This window comes from Streptomyces sp. AC1-42W, assembly GCF_003248355.1.
In the GTDB taxonomy this organism is placed as follows: domain Bacteria; phylum Actinomycetota; class Actinomycetes; order Streptomycetales; family Streptomycetaceae; genus Streptomyces.
On sequence record NZ_QKWY01000001.1, the window covers coordinates 3,060,769 to 3,082,352 of the forward strand.

The 21,584-nt window shown below is 67.4% G+C and carries 15 protein-coding genes and 3 rRNA genes; 15 read left to right on the forward strand and 3 right to left on the reverse strand.

Annotated features, from left to right (window positions below):
• Positions 1-26: 26 nt before the first annotated feature.
• Together DNK56_RS14170 and DNK56_RS14175 are read left to right on the forward strand one after the other, a co-directional pair.
• Positions 27-2,003, forward strand: a complete 1,977-nt coding sequence (locus DNK56_RS14170; RefSeq protein WP_111334030.1) for an acetoacetate--CoA ligase — start codon at positions 27-29, stop codon at positions 2,001-2,003.
• A 40-nt stretch (positions 2,004-2,043) separates the two neighbouring features.
• Complete coding sequence (locus DNK56_RS14175) at positions 2,044-2,991, forward strand: hypothetical protein (RefSeq protein ID WP_111334032.1); 948 nt, start codon at positions 2,044-2,046, stop codon at positions 2,989-2,991.
• A 68-nt stretch (positions 2,992-3,059) separates the two neighbouring features.
• Here the strand turns inward: DNK56_RS14175 and ptsP are convergent, their stop codons facing one another.
• Both ptsP and DNK56_RS14185 read right to left on the reverse strand, forming a co-directional pair.
• Positions 3,060-4,730, reverse strand: coding sequence for a phosphoenolpyruvate--protein phosphotransferase (ptsP, locus tag DNK56_RS14180; protein WP_111334034.1), 1,671 nt, complete (start codon positions 4,728-4,730; stop codon positions 3,060-3,062).
• A 79-nt stretch (positions 4,731-4,809) separates the two neighbouring features.
• Positions 4,810-5,259 carry a PTS sugar transporter subunit IIA gene (locus tag DNK56_RS14185; RefSeq protein ID WP_111334036.1) on the reverse strand — a complete coding sequence of 150 codons (450 nt, stop codon included), beginning with the start codon at positions 5,257-5,259 and terminating at the stop codon, positions 4,810-4,812.
• A 704-nt stretch (positions 5,260-5,963) separates the two neighbouring features.
• On the opposite strand from DNK56_RS14185, the gene DNK56_RS14190 reads away from it, so the two are divergent.
• From DNK56_RS14190 to DNK56_RS14250, 13 genes are all read left to right on the forward strand, one after another.
• Positions 5,964-7,489 (forward strand): 16S ribosomal RNA (locus tag DNK56_RS14190).
• A gap of 301 nt (positions 7,490-7,790) precedes the next feature.
• Positions 7,791-10,914 (forward strand): 23S ribosomal RNA (locus tag DNK56_RS14195).
• Between the two features lie 81 nt (positions 10,915-10,995).
• Positions 10,996-11,112: ribosomal RNA gene (gene rrf, locus DNK56_RS14200) — 5S ribosomal RNA — on the forward strand.
• Together the 16S, 23S and 5S rRNA genes form the textbook arrangement of a ribosomal RNA operon.
• Before the next feature lie 147 nt (positions 11,113-11,259).
• On the forward strand, positions 11,260-11,868 hold the full coding sequence (locus tag DNK56_RS14205; RefSeq protein ID WP_111334038.1) for a CDP-alcohol phosphatidyltransferase family protein: 609 nt from the start codon (positions 11,260-11,262) through the stop codon (positions 11,866-11,868).
• 112 nt (positions 11,869-11,980) lie between these two features.
• The gene (locus DNK56_RS14210) at positions 11,981-14,476 is read left to right on the forward strand and encodes a mannose-1-phosphate guanyltransferase (RefSeq protein WP_111334040.1); all 2,496 of its coding nucleotides are present in this window, start codon (positions 11,981-11,983) and stop codon (positions 14,474-14,476) included.
• A 128-nt stretch (positions 14,477-14,604) separates the two neighbouring features.
• A complete protein-coding gene (locus tag DNK56_RS14215; protein ID WP_111334041.1) occupies positions 14,605-15,507 on the forward strand; it encodes a DUF881 domain-containing protein in 903 nt (300 codons plus the stop codon).
• Positions 15,504-15,836 (forward strand): small basic family protein, encoded by a 333-nt coding sequence (locus DNK56_RS14220; protein WP_003970459.1) that lies wholly within the window; start codon positions 15,504-15,506, stop codon positions 15,834-15,836. Before DNK56_RS14215 ends, DNK56_RS14220 begins: the two co-directional genes overlap by 4 nt.
• 5 nt (positions 15,837-15,841) lie before the next feature.
• Positions 15,842-16,630, forward strand: coding sequence for a DUF881 domain-containing protein (locus DNK56_RS14225; protein ID WP_111334043.1), 789 nt, complete (start codon positions 15,842-15,844; stop codon positions 16,628-16,630).
• A 148-nt stretch (positions 16,631-16,778) separates the two neighbouring features.
• Positions 16,779-17,576, forward strand: coding sequence for an FHA domain-containing protein (locus DNK56_RS14230; RefSeq protein ID WP_199563842.1), 798 nt, complete (start codon positions 16,779-16,781; stop codon positions 17,574-17,576).
• Between the two features lie 42 nt (positions 17,577-17,618).
• Positions 17,619-18,359 carry a transcriptional regulator FtsR gene (ftsR, locus tag DNK56_RS14235; protein ID WP_111334047.1) on the forward strand — a complete coding sequence of 247 codons (741 nt, stop codon included), beginning with the start codon at positions 17,619-17,621 and terminating at the stop codon, positions 18,357-18,359.
• 53 nt (positions 18,360-18,412) lie between these two features.
• The gene (locus DNK56_RS14240) at positions 18,413-18,889 is read left to right on the forward strand and encodes a bifunctional nuclease family protein (protein ID WP_026171779.1); all 477 of its coding nucleotides are present in this window, start codon (positions 18,413-18,415) and stop codon (positions 18,887-18,889) included.
• Positions 18,890-19,059: 170 nt separating this feature from the next.
• Positions 19,060-19,680 (forward strand): MerR family transcriptional regulator, encoded by a 621-nt coding sequence (locus tag DNK56_RS14245; RefSeq protein WP_111334049.1) that lies wholly within the window; start codon positions 19,060-19,062, stop codon positions 19,678-19,680.
• Between the two features lie 81 nt (positions 19,681-19,761).
• Positions 19,762-21,210 (forward strand): DNA polymerase IV, encoded by a 1,449-nt coding sequence (locus DNK56_RS14250; protein ID WP_111334051.1) that lies wholly within the window; start codon positions 19,762-19,764, stop codon positions 21,208-21,210.
• Here the strand turns inward: DNK56_RS14250 and DNK56_RS14255 are convergent.
• Positions 21,135-21,503, reverse strand: a complete 369-nt coding sequence (locus DNK56_RS14255) for a PRC-barrel domain-containing protein (RefSeq protein ID WP_111334053.1) — start codon at positions 21,501-21,503, stop codon at positions 21,135-21,137. The two genes, DNK56_RS14250 and DNK56_RS14255, sit on opposite strands and share 76 nt — an antisense overlap.
• Positions 21,504-21,584 lie beyond the last annotated feature (81 nt).

Consider the following 21,584-nt stretch of genomic DNA (forward strand, 5'->3'; position numbering starts at 1 on the left):
TACCCGTCACACCAGGAGTCGCCCCCATGACCTCAGCAGCCGACGAAGCCCCCCTGTGGCAGCCCGGCCCCGACCGCGTCGCGGCCGCCGCCGTCACCCGATTCCAGAGCTGGGCGGCCGCACACCACGGAGCCCCGGCCGAGGGCGGCTACGCGAGTCTGCACCGCTGGTCCGTCGACGAACTCGACACCTTCTGGAAAGCCGTCGCCGAATGGTTCGACGTACGCTTCTCCACCCCGTACCAGCAGGTCATCGGCGACCGCTCGATGCCCGGCGCCACCTGGTTCCCCGGCGCCACCCTCAACTACGCCGAACACGCGCTGCGCGCCGCCGAGGACCCCCTGCGCGCCGGCGCCCCCGCCCTGCTCCACGTCGACGAGACCCACACCCAGGCCGCCACCTCCTGGTCCGAACTGCGCCGCCAGGTCGGCTCGCTCGCCGCCGAACTGCGCGCCCTCGGCGTCACCCCCGGCGACCGCGTCAGCGGCTACCTCCCCAACATCCCGCAGGCCGTCGTCGCCTTCCTCGCCACCGCGGCCGTCGGCGGCGTCTGGACCTCCTGCGCCCCCGACTTCGGCGCCCGCAGCGTCCTCGACCGCTTCCAGCAGGTCGAACCCGTCGTCCTGTTCACCGTCGACGGCTACCGCTACGGCGGCAAGGAACACCACCGCGCCGACACCGTCGCCGAACTCCGCCGCGAACTGCCCACCCTCCGCGCCGTCGTCCACATCCCGCTGCTGGGCACCGACGCCCCCGAAGGCACCCTCGAATGGGCCGCCCTCACCGCCGCCGACACCGAACCGGTCTTCGAGCAGGTCCCCTTCGAGCACCCGCTCTGGGTCCTCTACTCCTCGGGCACCACCGGCCTGCCCAAGGCCATCGTCCAGTCCCAGGGCGGCATCCTCCTCGAACACTTCAAGCAGATCGGTCTCCACTGCGACCTCGGCCCCGAGGACCGCTTCTTCTGGTACACCTCCACCGGCTGGATGATGTGGAACTTCCTCGTCTCCGGCCTCCTCACCGGCACCACCCTCGTGCTGTACGACGGAAGCCCCGGCCACCCCGACATCAGCGCCCAGTGGCGCGTCGCCGAACAGACCGGCGCCACCCTCTTCGGCACCTCCGCCGCCTACGTCATGGCCTGCCGCAAGGCCGGCATCCACCCGGGACGCGACCTCGACCTCTCCCGCGTCCAGTGCGTCGCCACCACCGGCTCGCCCCTCCCGCCGGACGGCTTCCGCTGGCTCCACGACGAGTTCGCCCACGACCTGTGGATCGCCTCCGTCAGCGGCGGCACCGACGTCTGCAGCTGCTTCGCCGGCGCGGTGCCCACCCTTCCCGTCCACATCGGCGAACTCCAGGCCGCCTGCCTCGGCACCGACCTCCAATCCTGGGACCCGGCCGGCAAACCGCTCACCGGCGAGGTCGGCGAACTCGTCGTCACCCAGCCGATGCCCTCCATGCCGGTCCGCTTCTGGAACGACCCCGACGGCAGCCGCTACCACGACAGCTACTTCGACGTGTACCCCGGAGTCTGGCGCCACGGCGACTGGATCACCCTCACCGACCACGGCTCCGTCGTCATCCACGGCCGCTCCGACTCCACCCTCAACCGGCAGGGCGTCCGCATGGGCTCCGCCGACATCTACGAAGCCGTCGAACGCCTCCCCGAGATCCGCGAATCCCTCGTCATCGGCCTGGAGGAACCGGACGGCGGCTACTGGATGCCCCTCTTCGTCCACCTCGCCGAAGGCGCCACCCTCGACGACGCACTCCGCGACAGCATCAAGCGCACCATCCGCGAGAACCTCTCGCCGCGCCACGTCCCGGACGAGGTCATCGAGGTCCCCGGCATCCCGCACACCCTCACCGGCAAACGCATCGAGGTTCCGGTCAAGCGCCTCCTCCAGGGAACCGCCCTGGAAAAGGCGGTCAACCCCGGCTCGGTCGACAACCTCGACCTCCTCCGCTTCTACGCCGAACTGGCCCGCCGACGCCGCTGACCCCACCACTGTCAGTGGTCGTGATTACTCTGAGTGAGCAATGTTCGACAGCGCACTGGGGGAGATCATGGCGCAGACCGGCAACAAGCGGACCACCGTCCACGGACGGACCCCGACCCTCACCATGCGACGCACGCTGCGCCGCGAAGCACCCACCACCATCGGCCTGCTGGCCGACGAACAGGACTTCGCGGCCATGCGCCGCTACCGCACCTTCGTTTTCGACGACCACCGGGTCTACCTGGAACAGGTGGAAGCCCTGCTCCGGACCCTCACCGCCCAGGGCGTGCACACCACGCTCGCCCTCTTCGACCCGCAGGAGTACGCGCAGTACTGCGCGGAAGCCGGCATCGCCCCGGACACCCCGGCCGCCCGCAGCCGCTTCACCGCCGAGATCGCCGCCTGCGGAGCCACCGTCACCTACGACGGACAACCCCTGAAGGCGCTGATCCCGCTGCTCATCGGCCGGGCGGCCCGCCGCGCCACCTGGGAGTACGCCACGATGCTCCTGGCCGGCCTCGGCGACTGCGCCGACTGCGGCCAGGACATCGGCTGCGCCGCCTTCGACCGCGCCGCCCACCTCCTGCAACGCACCCTGGAAGCGGCCGGCCCCGGCACCCACCACCTGGTGTGCAGCACCCCCACGGAACACGAACAGCTGCTCGCCGCCCTGCACACCGACCGGGCCACGCACGGCCCCGCCCGGCTCGACACGGGGGAGGGCGCCGAGTTCGTGAGCGTGCTCGCGGTCGGCATCGCCCTGGAGAGCCACGGCGGAGTCGTCCTGCGCACCAGCACCCCGGGCGCCCCGGACCGCGTCCACGGCTGGCGGCTCAGCCGGGGCAGCCTCGTCCCGCTCACCGAGGCCGAGGTGTTCAGCGCCTACTGCACCGACGCCGACACGGGCGAACCCGTCGCCCCCGAATCCGGAGTGGAGTACCGCGCCGGATTCGACATCGGAGCCGACGCACCCGAACAGCACCGCTGACAGGACGAAGGGGCTTCCCGCCGGTCACCGGCGGAAAGCCCCTTCACCCCACATCGTCCGGCCGCGGACTACTCGCCCGACAGCACCGCCTGCGCGGCCCGGCGCGCTTCGTCGGCGGTGTCCGCCGCACGCGCCGCGGACGCGGCCCGCTCGCACTGCGCGAGCGTGTACTTGGCCAGCGTGGCCCGCACATACGGAATCGACGCCGCGCCCATCGACAGCGAGGTCACACCCAGCCCCGTCAGCACACACGCGAGCAGCGGATCGGAGGCCGCCTCACCGCACACACCACAGCTCTTGCCCTCGGCCCTGGCCGCCTCGGCGGACAGCGCGACCAGATCCAGCAGAGCCGGCTGCCACGGGTCCTGGAGCCGGGACACCGCGCCCACCTGACGGTCGGCGGCGAAGGTGTACTGCGCCAGGTCGTTGGTGCCCAGCGACAGGAACTCCACCTCCTGGAGCACCGAGCGCGCCCGCAGCGCCGCGGACGGGATCTCGACCATCGCGCCGAACTTCGCGTTCAGCCCGGCCGCACGGCAGGCGTCGGCGAACGCCTTGGCGTCCGACCGGTCGGCCACCATGGGCGCCATGACCTCGAGGTAGACGGGCAGCCCCTCGGCGGCCTTCGACAGCGCGGTCAGCTGGGTACGCAGCACGTCGGGGTGGTCCAGCAGACTGCGCAGCCCGCGCACACCCAGCGCCGGGTTGGGCTCGTCGGCCGGGGTGAGGAAGTCGAGCGGCTTGTCCGCCCCGGCGTCCAGCACCCGCACGACGACCCGGCCCTCGGGGAACGCCTCCAGGACCGCCCGGTACGCGGCGACCTGCTTCTCCTCGGACGGCGCCTGCTTGCTGTCGTCCAGGAAGAGGAACTCGGTCCGGAAGAGCCCCACGCCCTCCGCACCGGCCTCGACGGCCGCCGGCACATCGCCGGGACCGCCCACATTGGCGAGCAGCGGCACCTTGTGACCGTCCGACGTGGCGCCGGGACCGGTCGAGGCGGACAGCGCCGCCTTGCGCGCGGCGGCGGCGCTCTCCAGCTCCGCCCGCTTCTCGGCGCTCGGCTCGACGAAGATCTCGCCGGTGCTGCCGTCCACGGCCACGGTGGTGCCCTCGGCCAGCTCACCGGCTCCGGGCAGCGCCACCACGGCGGGCACCCCGAGCGCCCGCGCCAGGATCGCGCTGTGGCTGGTCGGGCCGCCCTCCTCGGTCACGAAGCCGAGGACCAGCGCGGGGTCCAGCAGCGCCGTGTCGGCGGGGGCGAGGTCGCGGGCGATCAGTACATAGGGCTCGTCGCTGTCCGGCACGCCCGGCATCGGCACACCGAGCAGGCGCGCCACGATCCGGTTGCGGACGTCGTCGAGGTCGGCGACCCGGCCCGCGAGGTACTCGCCGGCACCGGCGAGCAGCGCGCGGTAGGAGGCGAACGCGTCGTACACACCGCGCTCGGCCGTGCTTCCGACGGCGATGCGGCGCTCCACATCGGCCATGAGCTCGGGGTCCTGGGCCATCATGGCCTGGGCCTCCAGCACGTGCTGGGCCTCGCCACCGGCCAGGTTGCCGCGCGCGACGAGGTCGGCGGCCACGGCCTCCACGGCCTGGCGGGCCCGCCCCTGCTCGCGTTCCGCCTCGTCGGCCGGGATCTGCTTGGCCGGGGGTTCGAGCACCGCGGTGCCCATGTGCCGTACCTCGCCGATCGCCACACCGTGGCTCACGCCTACGCCTCGCAGCGTTGTCTCCATTTCACCCGTCTCCGGTCGTGCGGTGGCCGTTGCCTCCGCGGTGGTGGATATCCAGTCGGCCTTCACTGCGCCGATCGCGTTACTGCCAACCGAACAGCGTGGCGCCGACCGCGACATCGCCGGACTCGACGACCTCGCCGAGGGAGTCGGGCGTCGCCTCCAGGGCCACGATCGGGCACACCGGGGACTTGCCGGCCTCCTCCACGGCGGCGGGGTTCCAGCGGACGATGCCCTGACCGCGGGTGACGGTGTCGCCCTTGCTCACGAGCAGCTCGAAGCCCTCGCCGTTGAGCTGGACCGTGTCGATGCCGAGGTGCGTGAGCACGCCGTGGCCCTCGCTGTCGACCACGACGAACGCGTGCGGGTGGAGGGAGACGATGATCCCGTCGACGGGGGCGACCGCCTCGGAGGGCTCGCGCACGGGGTCGATGGCGGTGCCGGGGCCGACCATCGCCCCGGAGAAGACCGGGTCGGGTACGGCGGCGAGCCCGATGGCGCGTCCGGCAAGAGGGGACGTCACGGTGGTCATGGGGGCCTCCCAGTGGAGCTTCGAAGGTGCCGCCGCGGCTGGGTCGAAGGACGGCGTACTGCTCAGCAGCGTAAGACATAAGAAGTCACGGTTCCGCCCGAGTCCTGACGGTTCGAGGACCTAGGGGCGCACCGGAAACGATTTGCCTCGACTCCCGGTTGCCTGTACTGTCGTACTCCTGCCTGGCCCCAACGCGACATTGAGTCGGGGGTCGGCGGCGGCTTTTGAGCCCAAACCCTAACCCGAAATCGGGCACCCGCATGTCTGCGGGGGGCCGGTCAGGGGAAGCGAAAAGGTTTGATAGAGTCGGATCTCGCCGAAAGGGAAAGCGCGAAAGCGAAGACCTGGAAAGCGGAAAAATGATTGACCCGCTTCGACCGGGAATCGGACACGAAAGAGTCTGATAGAGTCGGAAACGCAAGACCGAAGGGAAGCGCCCGGAGGAAAGCCCCAGAAAGTGTTCTGCGGGTGAGTACAAAGGAAGCGTCCGTTCCTTGAGAACTCAACAGCGTGCCAAAAGTCAACGCCAGATATGTTGATACCCCGGCCTGCTACGGCAGGTTGGAGGTTCCTTTGAAAGCCCTGTGCGATCCCCTGTGGATCGGGCAGGCAAAAAACACAGCGAGGACGCAGTGGACGACGGGTCATATTCCGACCCGGTTCGTTCCGCTCTCGTGATGTGTGGTCCCGATTACGGGAAAACATTCACGGAGAGTTTGATCCTGGCTCAGGACGAACGCTGGCGGCGTGCTTAACACATGCAAGTCGAACGATGAAGCCCTTCGGGGTGGATTAGTGGCGAACGGGTGAGTAACACGTGGGCAATCTGCCCTTCACTCTGGGACAAGCCCTGGAAACGGGGTCTAATACCGGATACCACTTTCTCCCTCCTGGGAGAAGGTTGAAAGCTCCGGCGGTGAAGGATGAGCCCGCGGCCTATCAGCTAGTTGGTGGGGTAATGGCCTACCAAGGCGACGACGGGTAGCCGGCCTGAGAGGGCGACCGGCCACACTGGGACTGAGACACGGCCCAGACTCCTACGGGAGGCAGCAGTGGGGAATATTGCACAATGGGCGAAAGCCTGATGCAGCGACGCCGCGTGAGGGATGACGGCCTTCGGGTTGTAAACCTCTTTCAGCAGGGAAGAAGCGAAAGTGACGGTACCTGCAGAAGAAGCGCCGGCTAACTACGTGCCAGCAGCCGCGGTAATACGTAGGGCGCAAGCGTTGTCCGGAATTATTGGGCGTAAAGAGCTCGTAGGCGGCTTGTCGCGTCGGTTGTGAAAGCCCGGAGCTTAACTCCGGGTCTGCAGTCGATACGGGCAGGCTAGAGTGTGGTAGGGGAGATCGGAATTCCTGGTGTAGCGGTGAAATGCGCAGATATCAGGAGGAACACCGGTGGCGAAGGCGGATCTCTGGGCCATTACTGACGCTGAGGAGCGAAAGCGTGGGGAGCGAACAGGATTAGATACCCTGGTAGTCCACGCCGTAAACGTTGGGAACTAGGTGTTGGCGACATTCCACGTCGTCGGTGCCGCAGCTAACGCATTAAGTTCCCCGCCTGGGGAGTACGGCCGCAAGGCTAAAACTCAAAGGAATTGACGGGGGCCCGCACAAGCAGCGGAGCATGTGGCTTAATTCGACGCAACGCGAAGAACCTTACCAAGGCTTGACATACACCGGAAAGCATCAGAGATGGTGCCCCCCTTGTGGTCGGTGTACAGGTGGTGCATGGCTGTCGTCAGCTCGTGTCGTGAGATGTTGGGTTAAGTCCCGCAACGAGCGCAACCCTTGTTCTGTGTTGCCAGCATGCCCTTCGGGGTGATGGGGACTCACAGGAGACTGCCGGGGTCAACTCGGAGGAAGGTGGGGACGACGTCAAGTCATCATGCCCCTTATGTCTTGGGCTGCACACGTGCTACAATGGCCGGTACAATGAGCTGCGATGCCGTGAGGCGGAGCGAATCTCAAAAAGCCGGTCTCAGTTCGGATTGGGGTCTGCAACTCGACCCCATGAAGTCGGAGTTGCTAGTAATCGCAGATCAGCATTGCTGCGGTGAATACGTTCCCGGGCCTTGTACACACCGCCCGTCACGTCACGAAAGTCGGTAACACCCGAAGCCGGTGGCCCAACCCCTTGTGGGAGGGAGCTGTCGAAGGTGGGACTGGCGATTGGGACGAAGTCGTAACAAGGTAGCCGTACCGGAAGGTGCGGCTGGATCACCTCCTTTCTAAGGAGCATCTAGACCCTCTCGGGGGTCCAGAGCCACTACGTCGGCAAACGTCCGACGGTGGTCAGCTCATGGGTGGAACGTTGACTACTCGGCACGGCAAGTTGGTTGTCACTAGTACTGCTTCGGCGTGGAACGTGAACAAGTAACGGGTCGGGTCGGGCACGCTGTTGGGTATCTGAAGGTGCGGCCGTCATGGTCGTCCTTCGGTTGCCGGCCCCAGTGAACTCGTCCCGGTTGGGATGGGGTGGTGGGTGGCTGGTCGTTGTTTGAGAACTGCACAGTGGACGCGAGCATCTGTGGCCAAGTTTTTAAGGGCGCACGGTGGATGCCTTGGCACCAGGAACCGATGAAGGACGTGGGAGGCCGCGATAGGCCCCGGGGAGCTGTCAACCGAGCTTTGATCCGGGGGTGTCCGAATGGGGAAACCCGGCAGTCGTCATGGGCTGTCACCCGCTGCTGAACACATAGGCAGTGTGGAGGGAACGCGGGGAAGTGAAACATCTCAGTACCCGCAGGAAGAGAAAACAACCGTGATTCCGGGAGTAGTGGCGAGCGAAACTGGATCAGGCCAAACCGTATGCGTGTGATACCCGGCAGGGGTTGCGCATGCGGGGTTGTGGGATCTCTCTTTCACGGTCTGCCGGCTGTGAGACGAGTCAGAAACCGTTGGTGTAGGCGAAGGACATGCGAAAGGTCCGGCGTAGAGGGTAAGACCCCCGTAGCTGAAACATCAGCGGCTTGTTTGAGAGACACCCAAGTAGCACGGGGCCCGAGAAATCCCGTGTGAATCTGGCGGGACCACCCGTTAAGCCTAAATATTCCCTGGTGACCGATAGCGGATAGTACCGTGAGGGAATGGTGAAAAGTACCGCGGGAGCGGAGTGAAATAGTACCTGAAACCGTGTGCCTACAAGCCGTGGGAGCGTCGCATGCAAGCTTGCTTGCATGTCGTGACTGCGTGCCTTTTGAAGAATGAGCCTGCGAGTTAGCGGTGTGTAGCGAGGTTAACCCGTGTGGGGAAGCCGTAGCGAAAGCGAGTCCGAACAGGGCGATTGAGTTGCACGCTCTAGACCCGAAGCGGAGTGATCTAGCCATGGGCAGGTTGAAGCGGAGGTAAGACTTCGTGGAGGACCGAACCCACCAGGGTTGAAAACCTGGGGGATGACCTGTGGTTAGGGGTGAAAGGCCAATCAAACTCCGTGATAGCTGGTTCTCCCCGAAATGCATTTAGGTGCAGCGTCGTGTGTTTCTTGCCGGAGGTAGAGCACTGGATAGGCGATGGGCCCTACCGGGTTACTGACCTTAGCCAAACTCCGAATGCCGGTAAGTGAGAGCGCGGCAGTGAGACTGTGGGGGATAAGCTCCATGGTCGAGAGGGAAACAGCCCAGAGCATCGACTAAGGCCCCTAAGCGTACGCTAAGTGGGAAAGGATGTGGAGTCGCAGAGACAACCAGGAGGTTGGCTTAGAAGCAGCCACCCTTGAAAGAGTGCGTAATAGCTCACTGGTCAAGTGATTCCGCGCCGACAATGTAGCGGGGCTCAAGCGTACCGCCGAAGTCGTGTCATTCCAGCATGTACCCCCAACGGGGGCTGGGATGGGTAGGGGAGCGTCGTGTGCCGGGTGAAGCAGCCGTGGAAGCGAGTTGTGGACGGTTCACGAGTGAGAATGCAGGCATGAGTAGCGATACACACGTGAGAAACGTGTGCGCCGATTGACTAAGGGTTCCTGGGTCAAGCTGATCTGCCCAGGGTAAGTCGGGACCTAAGGCGAGGCCGACAGGCGTAGTCGATGGACAACCGGTTGATATTCCGGTACCCGCTTTGAAACGCCCAGTACTGAGCCCATTAATGCTAAGTCCGTGAAGCCGGCCCGATCTCTTCGGAGTTGAGGGTAGTGGTGGAGCCGACGAACCAAGGTGGTAGTAGGTAAGCGATGGGGTGACGCAGGAAGGTAGTCCAGCCCAGGCGGTGGTTGTCCTGGGGTAAGGGTGTAGGACGCACGGTAGGCAAATCCGTCGTGCATATAAGTCTGAGACCTGATGCCGAGCCGATTGTGGTGAAGTGGATGATCCTATGCTGTCGAGAAAAGCCTCTAGCGAGTTTCATGGCGGCCCGTACCCTAAACCGACTCAGGTGGTCAGGTAGAGAATACCGAGGCGTTCGGGTGAACTATGGTTAAGGAACTCGGCAAAATGCCCCCGTAACTTCGGGAGAAGGGGGGCCATTCCTGGTGATAGCACATGCTGCTTGAGCTGGGGGTGGCCGCAGAGACCAGCGAGAAGCGACTGTTTACTAAAAACACAGGTCCGTGCGAAGCCGTAAGGCGATGTATACGGACTGACGCCTGCCCGGTGCTGGAACGTTAAGGGGACCGGTTAGCTGCTCTTCGGGGTGGCGAAGCTGAGAACTTAAGCGCCAGTAAACGGCGGTGGTAACTATAACCATCCTAAGGTAGCGAAATTCCTTGTCGGGTAAGTTCCGACCTGCACGAATGGCGTAACGACTTCTCGACTGTCTCAACCATAGGCCCGGTGAAATTGCACTACGAGTAAAGATGCTCGTTTCGCGCAGCAGGACGGAAAGACCCCGGGACCTTTACTATAGTTTGATATTGGTGTTCGGTTCGGCTTGTGTAGGATAGGTGGGAGACTTTGAAGCGGCCACGCCAGTGGTTGTGGAGTCGTCGTTGAAATACCACTCTGGTCGTGCTGGATGTCTAACCTGGGTCCGTGATCCGGATCAGGGACAGTGTCTGATGGGTAGTTTAACTGGGGCGGTTGCCTCCTAAAGGGTAACGGAGGCGCCCAAAGGTTCCCTCAGCCTGGTTGGCAATCAGGTGTTGAGTGTAAGTGCACAAGGGAGCTTGACTGTGAGACCGACGGGTCGAGCAGGGACGAAAGTCGGGACTAGTGATCCGGCAGTGGCTTGTGGAAGCGCTGTCGCTCAACGGATAAAAGGTACCCCGGGGATAACAGGCTGATCTTCCCCAAGAGTCCATATCGACGGGATGGTTTGGCACCTCGATGTCGGCTCGTCGCATCCTGGGGCTGGAGTCGGTCCCAAGGGTTGGGCTGTTCGCCCATTAAAGCGGTACGCGAGCTGGGTTTAGAACGTCGTGAGACAGTTCGGTCCCTATCCGCTGTGCGCGTAGGAATATTGAGAAGGGCTGTCCCTAGTACGAGAGGACCGGGACGGACGAACCTCTGGTGTGCCAGTTGTTCTGCCAAGGGCATGGCTGGTTGGCTACGTTCGGAAAGGATAACCGCTGAAAGCATCTAAGCGGGAAGCCTGCTTCAAGATGAGTATTCCCACCAACTTGATTGGTTAAGGCTCCCAGTAGACGACTGGGTTGATAGGCCAGATGTGGAAGCCCGGTAACGGGTGGAGCTGACTGGTACTAATAGGCCGAGGGCTTGTCCTCAGTTGCTCGCGTCCACTGTGTTGGTTCTGAAATAACGAACAGCCGTGTCCATGTCCGGTTCTGTTCAGAATTTCATAGTGTTTCGGTGGTCATTGCGTTAGGGAAACGCCCGGTTACATTCCGAACCCGGAAGCTAAGCCTTTCAGCGCCGATGGTACTGCAGGGGGGACCCTGTGGGAGAGTAGGACGCCGCCGAACTCCTTTTGGAAGAGCCCCGTGCCCTTGTGGCACGGGGCTTTTTCGCGTTTCCGGGCCCGCGCGGCACCCCTGATGCGTTCGCCGGCCGGGGCTGAGGGTAGGGTCAGGAGGCATCATTGGCACGTTCTTGACACAGGAGGCCCTCGGGTGGAGGTCCAGGAGACCCGCGTTCAGACGGACCGGGTACTCACCATCCCCAACATCCTCAGCATGGCGCGCCTGGTGGGCGTACCTGTCTTCCTGTGGCTGATCCTCCGCCCCGAGTTCGGCGGACCCAACAGTGACGGCTGGGCACTGCTGGTCCTGATGTTCAGCGGGGTCAGCGACTACCTCGACGGCAAGCTGGCCCGACGCTGGAACCAGATCAGCAGCCTGGGCCGGCTGCTCGACCCGGCCGCCGACCGGCTCTACATTCTTTCGACGCTCGTCGGCCTCACCTGGCGCGAGATCCTGCCCCTCTGGCTCACCATCGCCCTGCTCGCCCGCGAACTGATGCTCCTCGTGATGGTGGGAATCCTGCGCCGGCACGGCTATCCGCCGCCCCAGGTGAACTTCCTCGGCAAGGCGGCCACGTTCAACCTCATGTACGCATTCCCCTTGTTGCTGCTCAGCGACGGGCATGGTTGGCTGGCAGAGGTGGCCACCGTTTTCGGATGGGCGTTCGCAGGATGGGGTACAACGCTCTATTGGTGGGCAGGAATCTTGTACGTGGTTCAGGTCCGCCGCCTCGTCAAGGCGGATGCACTAGCCGATTGAGCTCGTTGATGTGGTGCCGTGCAGCGTCGCCGGCCCGCGGCTGATCACACAGAAGCTGCCCCTGACGGGCGAAGTCGGCTGACCGTCGTCTCTCAAGGAGGACGTTTCCGACATGAAGGCCGTCGTGATGGCTGGCGGCGAAGGCACTCGCCTTCGCCCCATGACCTCGAGCATGCCCAAGCCACTTCTGCCCGTCGCCAATCGGCCGATCATGGAGCATGTGCTCCGGCTGCTGAAACGGCACGGACTCAATGAGACGGTGGTGACCGTCCAGTTCCTCGCCTCCCTCGTGAAGAACTATTTCGGGGACGGCGAAGAGCTCGGAATGGAGCTCAGCTATGCCAACGAGGAGAAGCCGCTCGGGACCGCCGGAAGTGTCAAGAATGCCGAAGAGGCACTGAAGGACGACACTTTCCTCGTCATTTCCGGTGACGCGCTCACGGACTTCGACCTCACGGACCTGATCGCGTTCCACAAGGAGAAGGGCGGTCTGGTCACCGTCTGCCTCACCCGCGTTCCCAACCCGCTGGAATTCGGGATCACGATCGTCGACGAGCAGGGCCAGGTGGAGCGCTTCCTGGAGAAGCCCACCTGGGGCCAGGTCTTCTCCGATACCGTGAACACGGGCATCTACGTCATGGAGCCCGAGGTCTTCAAGTACGTCGAGGCCGACGCCTCCGTGGACTGGTCCGGTGACGTCTTCCCGCAGCTCATGAAGGAAGGCAAGCCCATCTACGGCTATGTCGCCGAGGGCTACTGGGAGGACGTCGGTACGCACGAGAGCTACGTCAAGGCCCAGGCCGACGTGCTGGAGCGCAAGGTCGACGTCGAGATCGACGGCTTCGAGATCTCGCCCGGCGTCTGGGTGGCCGAAGGTGCCGACGTGCACCCCGATGCCGTACTGCGCGGCCCCCTCTACATCGGCGACTACGCCAAGATCGAGGCCGGCGTCGAGATCCGCGAGCACACCGTCATCGGCTCCAACGTCGTCGTCAAGAGCGGCGCCTTCCTGCACAAGGCCGTGGTCCACGACAACGTGTACATCGGGGACCACAGCAATCTGCGGGGCTGCGTGGTCGGCAAGAACACCGACATCATGCGCGCCGCCCGGATCGAGGACGGGGCGGTCATCGGCGACGAGTGCCTCGTCGGCGAAGAATCGATCATCCAGGGGAACGTCCGCGTCTACCCCTTCAAGACCATCGAGGCCGGCGCCTTCGTCAACACCTCGGTGATCTGGGAGTCCCGCGGTCAGGCCCACCTCTTCGGCGCCCGCGGCGTCTCCGGCATCCTGAACGTCGAGATCACCCCCGAACTGGCCGTCCGGCTGGCCGGCGCGTACGCCACGACCCTCAAGAAGGGCTCCACGGTCACCACCGCACGCGACCACTCCCGCGGCGCCCGCGCCCTCAAACGCGCCGTGATCTCCGCGCTCCAGGCCAGCGCCATCGACGTACGGGACCTGGAGAACGTACCGCTGCCGGTGGCGCGGCAGCAGACCGCGCGCGGAAGCGCGGGCGGCATCATGATCCGGACCTCGCAGGGCGTGCCCGACTCCGTCGACATCATGTTCTTCGACGAGCGCGGAGCCGACCTCTCCCAGGCCCGGCAGCGCAAGCTCGACCGGGTGTACGCCCGGCAGGAGTACCGGCGCGCGTTTCCCGGCGAGATCGGCGACATCTACTTCCCGTCCAGCGTCTTCGACTCGTACACCGGCTCCCTCCTGCGGAACGTGGACACGACCGGGATCGCCGACGCCCAGCTCAAGGTCGTCGTGGACGCCTCCAACGGCAGCGCGGGCCTCGTGCTGCCGAGCCTGTTGGGGCGGCTGGGCGTGGACGCGCTCACCATCAACCCCGGACTCGACGAATCCCGGCCGACCGAGACGGCCGAGACCCGGCGCAAGGGCCTCGTGCGCCTCGGCGAGATCGTCTCCTCGGCTCGGGCGGCCTTCGGCGTCCGCTTCGACCCCGTGGGCGAACGGCTCTCGCTGGTCGACGAGCGGGGCCGGATCGTGGAGGACGACCGGGCGCTGCTGGTCATGCTGGACCTCGTCGCCGCCGAACGCCGCAGCGGGCGGGTGGCGCTGCCGGTGACCACCACCAGGGTCGCCGAGCAGGTCGCCGCGTACCACGGCACCCAGGTCGAGTGGACGACCACGTCGCCGGACGACCTGACCCGGGTGGGGCGTGAGGAAGGCACCATCTTCGGTGGAGACGGGCGCGGCGGCTTCATCGTTCCCGAATTCGCGAGCGTCTTCGACGGAACGGCCGCGTTCGTCCGGCTCATCGGGCTCGTCGCCAGGACGCAGCTCACGCTCAGCCAGATCGACGCCCGCATCCCGCACGCCCACGTTCTGCGCCGCGACCTGGCGACCCCGTGGGCCGTCAAGGGCCTGGTGATGCGCCGCGTCGTGGAGGCGGCCGGCGACCGGGACGTGGACACGACGGACGGCGTACGGGTCGTGGAGGCGGACGGGCGCTGGGTCATGGTGCTGCCCGACCCGGCCGAAGCCGTCACCCATCTGTGGGCCGAAGGACCCGACGACGCGTCCGCGCAGGCGCTGCTCGACGAGTGGGCGGCGGTCGTGGACAGCGCGGGCAACTGAGTCCGGGGCGCCGGGACGGGTGAACGTACCGCCCGTCCCGGCGCCGCACCGTTCACCCGGACGCGGTCCGGCGAACCATCGGTGGGGCCATTCGGCGTAAGCCGCCGCGACATGCGACTATGTGCGGCATGTCGCAGCAGCCCCCCGGTCGGAGCACGGCCCCGCCGCCCAAGCGCCCCGACGCGTCCATGCTGCTGCTGACCAACGTGATGGAGCACAGCCTGGACGACGGCTACGCCGAAGCGGCCGCGCGCCGGGCGGCGGACGGGCGGGCCGGGACACCCCGTACGCTCAGGGCGCGGCTGGGCTTCGCGGCCTGCCTGGTCCTGGCCGCCCTGGTCGTCACGCTCGGCGCCGCCCAGGCACGGGTGACCGCTCCGGTCCTCGCCAAGGAGCGGCAGGAACTCATCGACCGGATCAACGCGGAGACATCGGCGGCGGACGACCTGGAGACCCAGGTGGAGAAGGTCCGCGACGACGTGAGCCGGCGCCAGCGCGAGGCATTGCAGGAACACGGGGGAGACCAGGGCCGCCTGGTGGCACTGCTCTCCGGGGCGACGCCCGTGCAGGGGCCGGGCGTGAAGGTCGTCGTGGACGACGCGAAGGACAGCGCCCAGGGCGGCGGCGGACCCCGTGAGTCCAGCGGGTTCTCCGACACCGGGCGGGTCCGGGACCGGGACATGCAGCGCGTCGTCAACGGCCTGTGGGAGTCCGGCGCCGAGGCCATCGCGATCAACGGGCAGCGGCTGACGGCCCTGTCGGCGATCCGGGCCGCGGGCGACGCCATACTGGTCGACAACAAACCGCTCGTGCCCCCGTACTCGGTGCTCGCGGTGGGGGACGGCAAAAAGCTGGGCGCGGCCTTCCGGGACAGTGCCGACGGCCGGTACCTGCAGGCGCTGAAGGACACCTTCGACATCAGGACCGGCATCTCCGTGCAGGAGAAGCTGGACCTGCCGGCCGCCCCGAGCCTGATCGTACGCACAGCGGAGCCCTACAGGGCCGCAGACACAGGGAAGGGCACATCGTGATCGCCGTACTGGGCCTCGTCGTGGGAGTCGTGGTCGGACTGTTGGTCCGGCCCGAAGTTCCGGCGGTGGTCGAGCCCTATCTGCCCATCGCCGTCGTCGCCGCGCTCGACGCGGTGTTCGGCGGGCTGCGGGCCATGCTCGACGGCATCTTCGTCGACAAGGTCTTCGTGGTCTCGTTCCTCTCGAACGTGGTCGTGGCGGCCCTCATCGTCTTCCTCGGCGACAAGCTGGGCGTCGGTGCCCAGCTGTCCACGGGCGTCGTCGTCGTCCTGGGCATCCGGATCTTCTCCAACGCCGCCGCGATCCGCCGACACGTCTTCCGGGCCTGACGCCGATGAGCAACGACACGTTCAACGACGGCGGCGAGCAGCCCGGCGAGCGGCCGGCGGACGCCACCCCGGAACTCAGCGGGCGTCAGCGGCTGATGGCCGGCCTCTGGCCGCCCCGGATCACCCGAGCCCAACTCATCGTCGCGCTGCTGCTGTTCGGCCTCGGTCTGGGACTCGCCATCCAGGTGCGGTCCAACAGCGACAACAGCGCCCTGCGCGGTGCCCGTCAGGAGGACCTGGTACGCATCCTCGACGAGGTGGACGACCGCACCCAGCGCCTGGAGGACGAGAAGCAGCGCCTCGACGCCCAGCGCACGGAGCTGGAGAACAGCTCCGACCAGGCCGAGGAGGCCCGGAAGCAGACGGTCGAGAAGGAGCGGCAACTCGGCGTGCTGGCCGGGACCGTGGCTGCCCACGGGCCCGGGATCACGCTGACGGTCAACGACCCCGGCGGCGCCGTGCGGCCGGACATGCTGCTCGACGCCCTCCAGGAACTGCGGGCGGCCGGTGCGGAGGCCGTGGAGGTCAACGGCGTACGCGTGGTGGCCAACACGTACTTCTCCGGGGACGCCGGAGCCGTCAAGGTCGACGGGCGCAAGATCTCCTCGCCGTACGTCTTCAAGGTCATCGGCAAGCCGCAGGATCTGGAACCGGCGCTGAACATCCCCGGCGGGGTGGTGCAGACTCTGGAGAAGGAGCAGGCCACGGTACATGTGGCCCGCGCCGACGACATCGTCGTGGACGCCTTGCGACGAGCGGAGCAGCCTGACTACGCTCGGTCGTCGGGCCGGTGATCCCCGGACGTCCGTGCGCCGGGGAACACGAGCGGACGGTTGCGGGGGGTCGCCGCATCGTAATCGTGGCACGTGGTGGAAACTGTCGAGTGCATACGGACGTTGTGCAGATGTCCGGGTCGGCAGGTGTGTTCATTCAGGGTTCGTCCTGCCCCACGGGCGGGTCTGTTTCGGTCAAGGGGAATCGCCCGTGAAGTTGTTTGGGAAGTTGTTCGGCAAGAGCGCTCGCGATGAGGCCGCGCGCCATCGCACGCCGCGCCATGGTCAGCCCGACGAGCAGGGCGCGGACCGTCCGCTCTTCCGCGACCAGGTCGCGGGCCAGGGGGGTGACCACCCGGGTGGACCCGGCGCGTCGTCCGTTGACCCCGCCGGTGCGGGCGGCATAGGTTTCGGAGCCCCGAGCCAGGAGGCTTCGTCCATGCCGGTGTGTACGAGGTGCGGCCACCGCAACGCCGAGGCCAGCCGGTTCTGCTCCAACTGCGGTGCGCCGCTGCGGGGCGGCGTGCCGGAGCGCGCCTCGGAGACGACGTCGACGATCTCCATCTCCGGCCTGGAGGCGTACGAGGCGGAGGCCACCGGCCAGACGGCCCTGCCGTCGCTGTCCCCCGAGGCACAGGCCGCCGTGGACGCCCTGCCGCTCGGCTCGGCGCTCCTGGTGGTGCGGCGCGGCCCGAACTCCGGCAGCCGCTTCCTTCTGGACGGCGAGCTGACCACGGCCGGCCGCCACCCGCAGAGCGACATCTTCCTCGACGACGTGACGGTCTCGCGCCGCCATGTGGAGTTCCGCCGCAACGCGGACGGCAGCTTCACCGTCGGGGACGTCGGCAGCCTCAACGGCACCTACGTCAACCGCGAGCGGATCGACTCCGTCGCCCTGTCCAACGGCGACGAAGTGCAGATCGGCAAGTACCGGCTGGTCTTCTACGCGAGCCAGCGGGGCATCTGACACGCCCCCGGACACCGTCCGGGGGGACCCCCAGGAAGGTCCATGCTGAGAACACCGAGCGGCGGTGCCGGACACGGCATCGCCGCCGACGACCGGCCGATGAGCATCGGCACGGTGCTCCTGCAGCTGCGGGAGGAGTTCCCCGAGGTCACCATCTCCAAGATCCGCTTCCTGGAGGCCGAGGGGCTCGTCGAACCCCAGCGGACCCCCGCCGGCTACCGGAAGTTCCTCCCCGCCGACGTGGAGCGGCTGGCGCAGGTGCTCCGCATGCAGCGCGACCACTACCTGCCGCTCAAGGTCATCCGCGAACACCTGGACGCCCTCGCCCGCGGCGAGCAGGTGCCGCTCCCCGCCGCCGACGGAGAGCGGCGGGACGGCGAGGACGACGGCCCCGGGCCGCCGGGCCGGGCCACGGCCGCCCGCATCGGCCGCGCCGAGCTGCTGGTCGCCGCCGAGGTCACCGAGAGCGACCTCGACACCTGGGAGTCGTACGGGCTCGTCGTGCCCGCGCCGGACGGCGGCTACGACGCCGAGATGGTGACCGTCGCCAGGCTTGTGGCGGATCTGGGGCGATTCGGTCTGGAACCCCGTCATCTGCGGGCCATGCGGGCCGCCGCAGACCGGGAGGCGGGCCTCATCGAGCAGGTGGTCGCGCCGCTGCGCCGGCACCGTAATCCGCAGACCAGAGCCCATGCCGAGGCGACCGCGAGGGAGCTGGCGGAGCTTTCCGTGCGGCTGCATTCCGCCCTGGTGCACACCGCTCTGAACGTCCGGCCGCACTGAACCCGGACCAGCCCGACTACCCAAACCTGCCGAGCAGGTCCTAGGGTTGCTGTGTGAACGAGCTCGACGTTGTGGGTGTCCGGGTGGAAATGCCCTCCAACCAGCCGATCGTGCTCCTGCGTGAAGTGGGAGGCGACCGGTACCTCCCCATTTGGATCGGTCCTGGCGAGGCGACCGCGATCGCCTTCGCCCAGCAGGGCATGGCTCCGGCCAGGCCGCTGACCCATGATCTCTTCAAGGACGTGCTCGAGGCCGTCGGCCAGGAGCTGACCGAGGTCCGCATCACGGACCTGCGCGAAGGGGTCTTCTACGCGGAGCTGGTCTTCGCCGGTGGTGTCGAGGTGAGCGCGCGGCCGTCCGACGCCATAGCCCTCGCCCTGCGTACCGGCACGCCGATCTACGGCAGTGACGGGGTCCTCGACGACGCGGGGATCGCGATCCCCGACGAGCAGGAGGACGAGGTGGAGAAGTTCCGCGAGTTCCTCGACCAGATCTCTCCGGAGGATTTCGGTACGAACAACAGCCAGTGACGACGTCCGCAGGGGGCGCCGCCGGTACAACCGGTCAGCCATTCCCCGTCAACGGTCACGCGAAACCACCCTCGGGGTGATTATCACTCGGCGTGCCGAGTGTGGCGATCGTTGACGCACCCCAGGTGACTGCCTACCTTCGAGTGGGCAGGTCAAGGACGGAGGTCGGCGTGAGCAGCAGCGGCGACGGTACGGCGGCGGGTGCGTCGGCGTACCCGCAGCAGGGGAGTACGGCCGACCGAACCATCAGGCAGTCGGCCGCGCCGGCTGCGGTGGCGGGGGGCGGCGTGGCATCGGCCGACGACATCGGCTATCGCGGGCCCACGGCGTGCGCGGCGGCGGGGATCACGTACCGCCAGCTGGACTACTGGGCGCGTACCGGCCTGGTCGAGCCGAGCGTCCGTCCGGCGTACGGATCGGGCACCCAGCGGCTCTACAGCTTCCGGGACGTCGTCCTGCTGAAGATCGTGAAGCGCTTCCTCGACACGGGCGTCGCGCTCCAGAACATCCGCACCACCGTCCAGCATCTGCGGGCCCGCGGCTTCCAGGACCTGGAGCGCATGACGCTGATGAGCGACGGCGCCACGGTCTACGAGTGCTCCTCGCCCGCCGAGGTCGTCGATCTGCTCCAGGGCGGCCAGGGCGTCTTCGGTATCGCCGTCGGAGTGGTGTGGCGGGACGTGGACGCGGCCCTGTCCCAGCTGCACGGCGAGCGCGTGGACACGGGCGAGACCCTCATCGGGCACAACCCGGCGGACGAGCTCGCCCGGCGCCGCAACAGGGCCGTCTGAGCCGCGCCGGGGCCCGTCCCCGGCGGGCCGGGCCCGTGGCGGCGGGGCGATTGTCAGTGGCGTAGGGCAGCATCGTCAGATGTGAGAGCCGCGCCCACCATCCTGCATCTCGACATGGATGCCTTCTACGCCTCGGCGGAGCAGGCCGCCAAACCGAGCCTGCGCGGCAAACCCGTCGTGGTGGGCGGGCTCGGGCCCCGAGGGGTCGTCGCGACCGCCTCGTACGAGGCACGGCGGTTCGGGGTGCACTCGGCGATGCCGATGGCGCAGGCCAGACGACTCGCGCCGAACGCCGCCTATCTGGTGCCCCGCTTCTCGCTGTACCGCGCGGTCAGCGACCAGGTCATGGAGCTGCTGCGCCGGCTCTCGCCGCTGGTGGAGCCGCTCAGCCTGGACGAGGCCTTCGTGGACCTGGAGGCGGGCGGCACGGCCGACGACACGGCGTCGGCCCTGGAGATCGGCCGGCAGCTGCGCGAGGCGATCGAGGCGGTGACGGGGCTGAGCGGCTCGGTCGGGCTCGCCGGCTCCAAGATGCTCGCCAAGATCGCCTCCGAGGAGGCCAAGCCCGACGGCATATGGCTGATCGAGCCCGGCACCGAGCGGGCGCACCTCGCGCCCATGCCGGTGCGCACCCTGCCCGGCGTCGGACCGGCGACCGCGGACCATCTGCGCCGGGCCGGCATGACGACGGTGGACGACCTCGCCGAGGCGGGCGAGGCGGAGCTGATCCGGCTGCTGGGCAAGGCGCACGGCGCGTCGCTGCACCGCATGGCGCTGGGCTTCGACGACCGGCCCGTGGTCGCCGAGCGCGACGCCAAGTCCGTATCCGTCGAGGACACCTTCGACATGGACCTGCACGACCGGGTCCGGGTGCGCACGGAGGTGGAGCGGCTGGCCGGCCGGTGCGTCGAGCGGCTGCGGGGCGCCGGCCGCTCGGGGCGCACGGTGGTGCTGAAGGTCCGCCGCTACGACTTCTCCACGCTGACCCGCTCCGAGACGCTGCGCGGGCCCACGGACGACCCCGCCGTGGTCCGGGAGTCCGCAGCCCGGCTGCTGGAGTCCGTGGACACCACCGGGGGCGTGCGGCTGCTCGGCGTCGGCGTCACCGGGCTCGCCGACTTCACCCAGGAGGACCTGTTCGCCCAGGCCGCCGGCGAGCGGGCGGCGGAGCCGGACGACACCGGGACACCCGAGGAGACGGGCGGCGCGGAGCGGGAGGAGGCCGAACCGGAGCCGGAGGACGCCGAACAGCTCGCGGCGCGCCGCTGGCCCGCCGGGCACGACGTACGGCACGAGACGCACGGGCACGGCTGGGTGCAGGGCAGCGGCGTCGGCCGGGTCACCGTGCGGTTCGAGGAACCGGGGTCGGCGCCCGGCCGGGTGCGCACGTTCCGGGTCGACGACCCCGAGCTGCGCGCCGCCGACCCGCTGCCCCTGGTCAGGGACGCCCCCGACTACTCCTCGTGGCCGGCGAGCCGCCCGAAGTCGCGGTCCGGGGGAGGTGTGCCGGGGGCGGCGTCCAGGCCGTAGTGGCGGTAGAGCTGGAGCTCCTGCTCCGGCGAGAGGTGGCGGCCCACCCCGAAGTCCGGCGCGTCCTTGATCAGCGTCCGGTCGAAGGGGACGCGCAGTGTGTCGTCGACGAACTCGCTCGGCTCCAGCGGGACGAAGGCGTCACGGCTGAAGAGGCCGGTGCGCACGGCCGCCCATTCGGGTACCCCGGTGGCGTCGTCGAGGTACACCTCGTCCACGGTCCCGATCTTGGTGCCCTTGCGGTCGAAAGCCTTGCGGCCGATCAGGCTGCGCGGGTCGATATCGGTCTGCACGGTCCCTCCCACACTGGTCGCGGCTGGTCCACAGGGACTACAGAAGTGCAGTTCCGTGGTCTTGGCCACTCGAGAATTCCC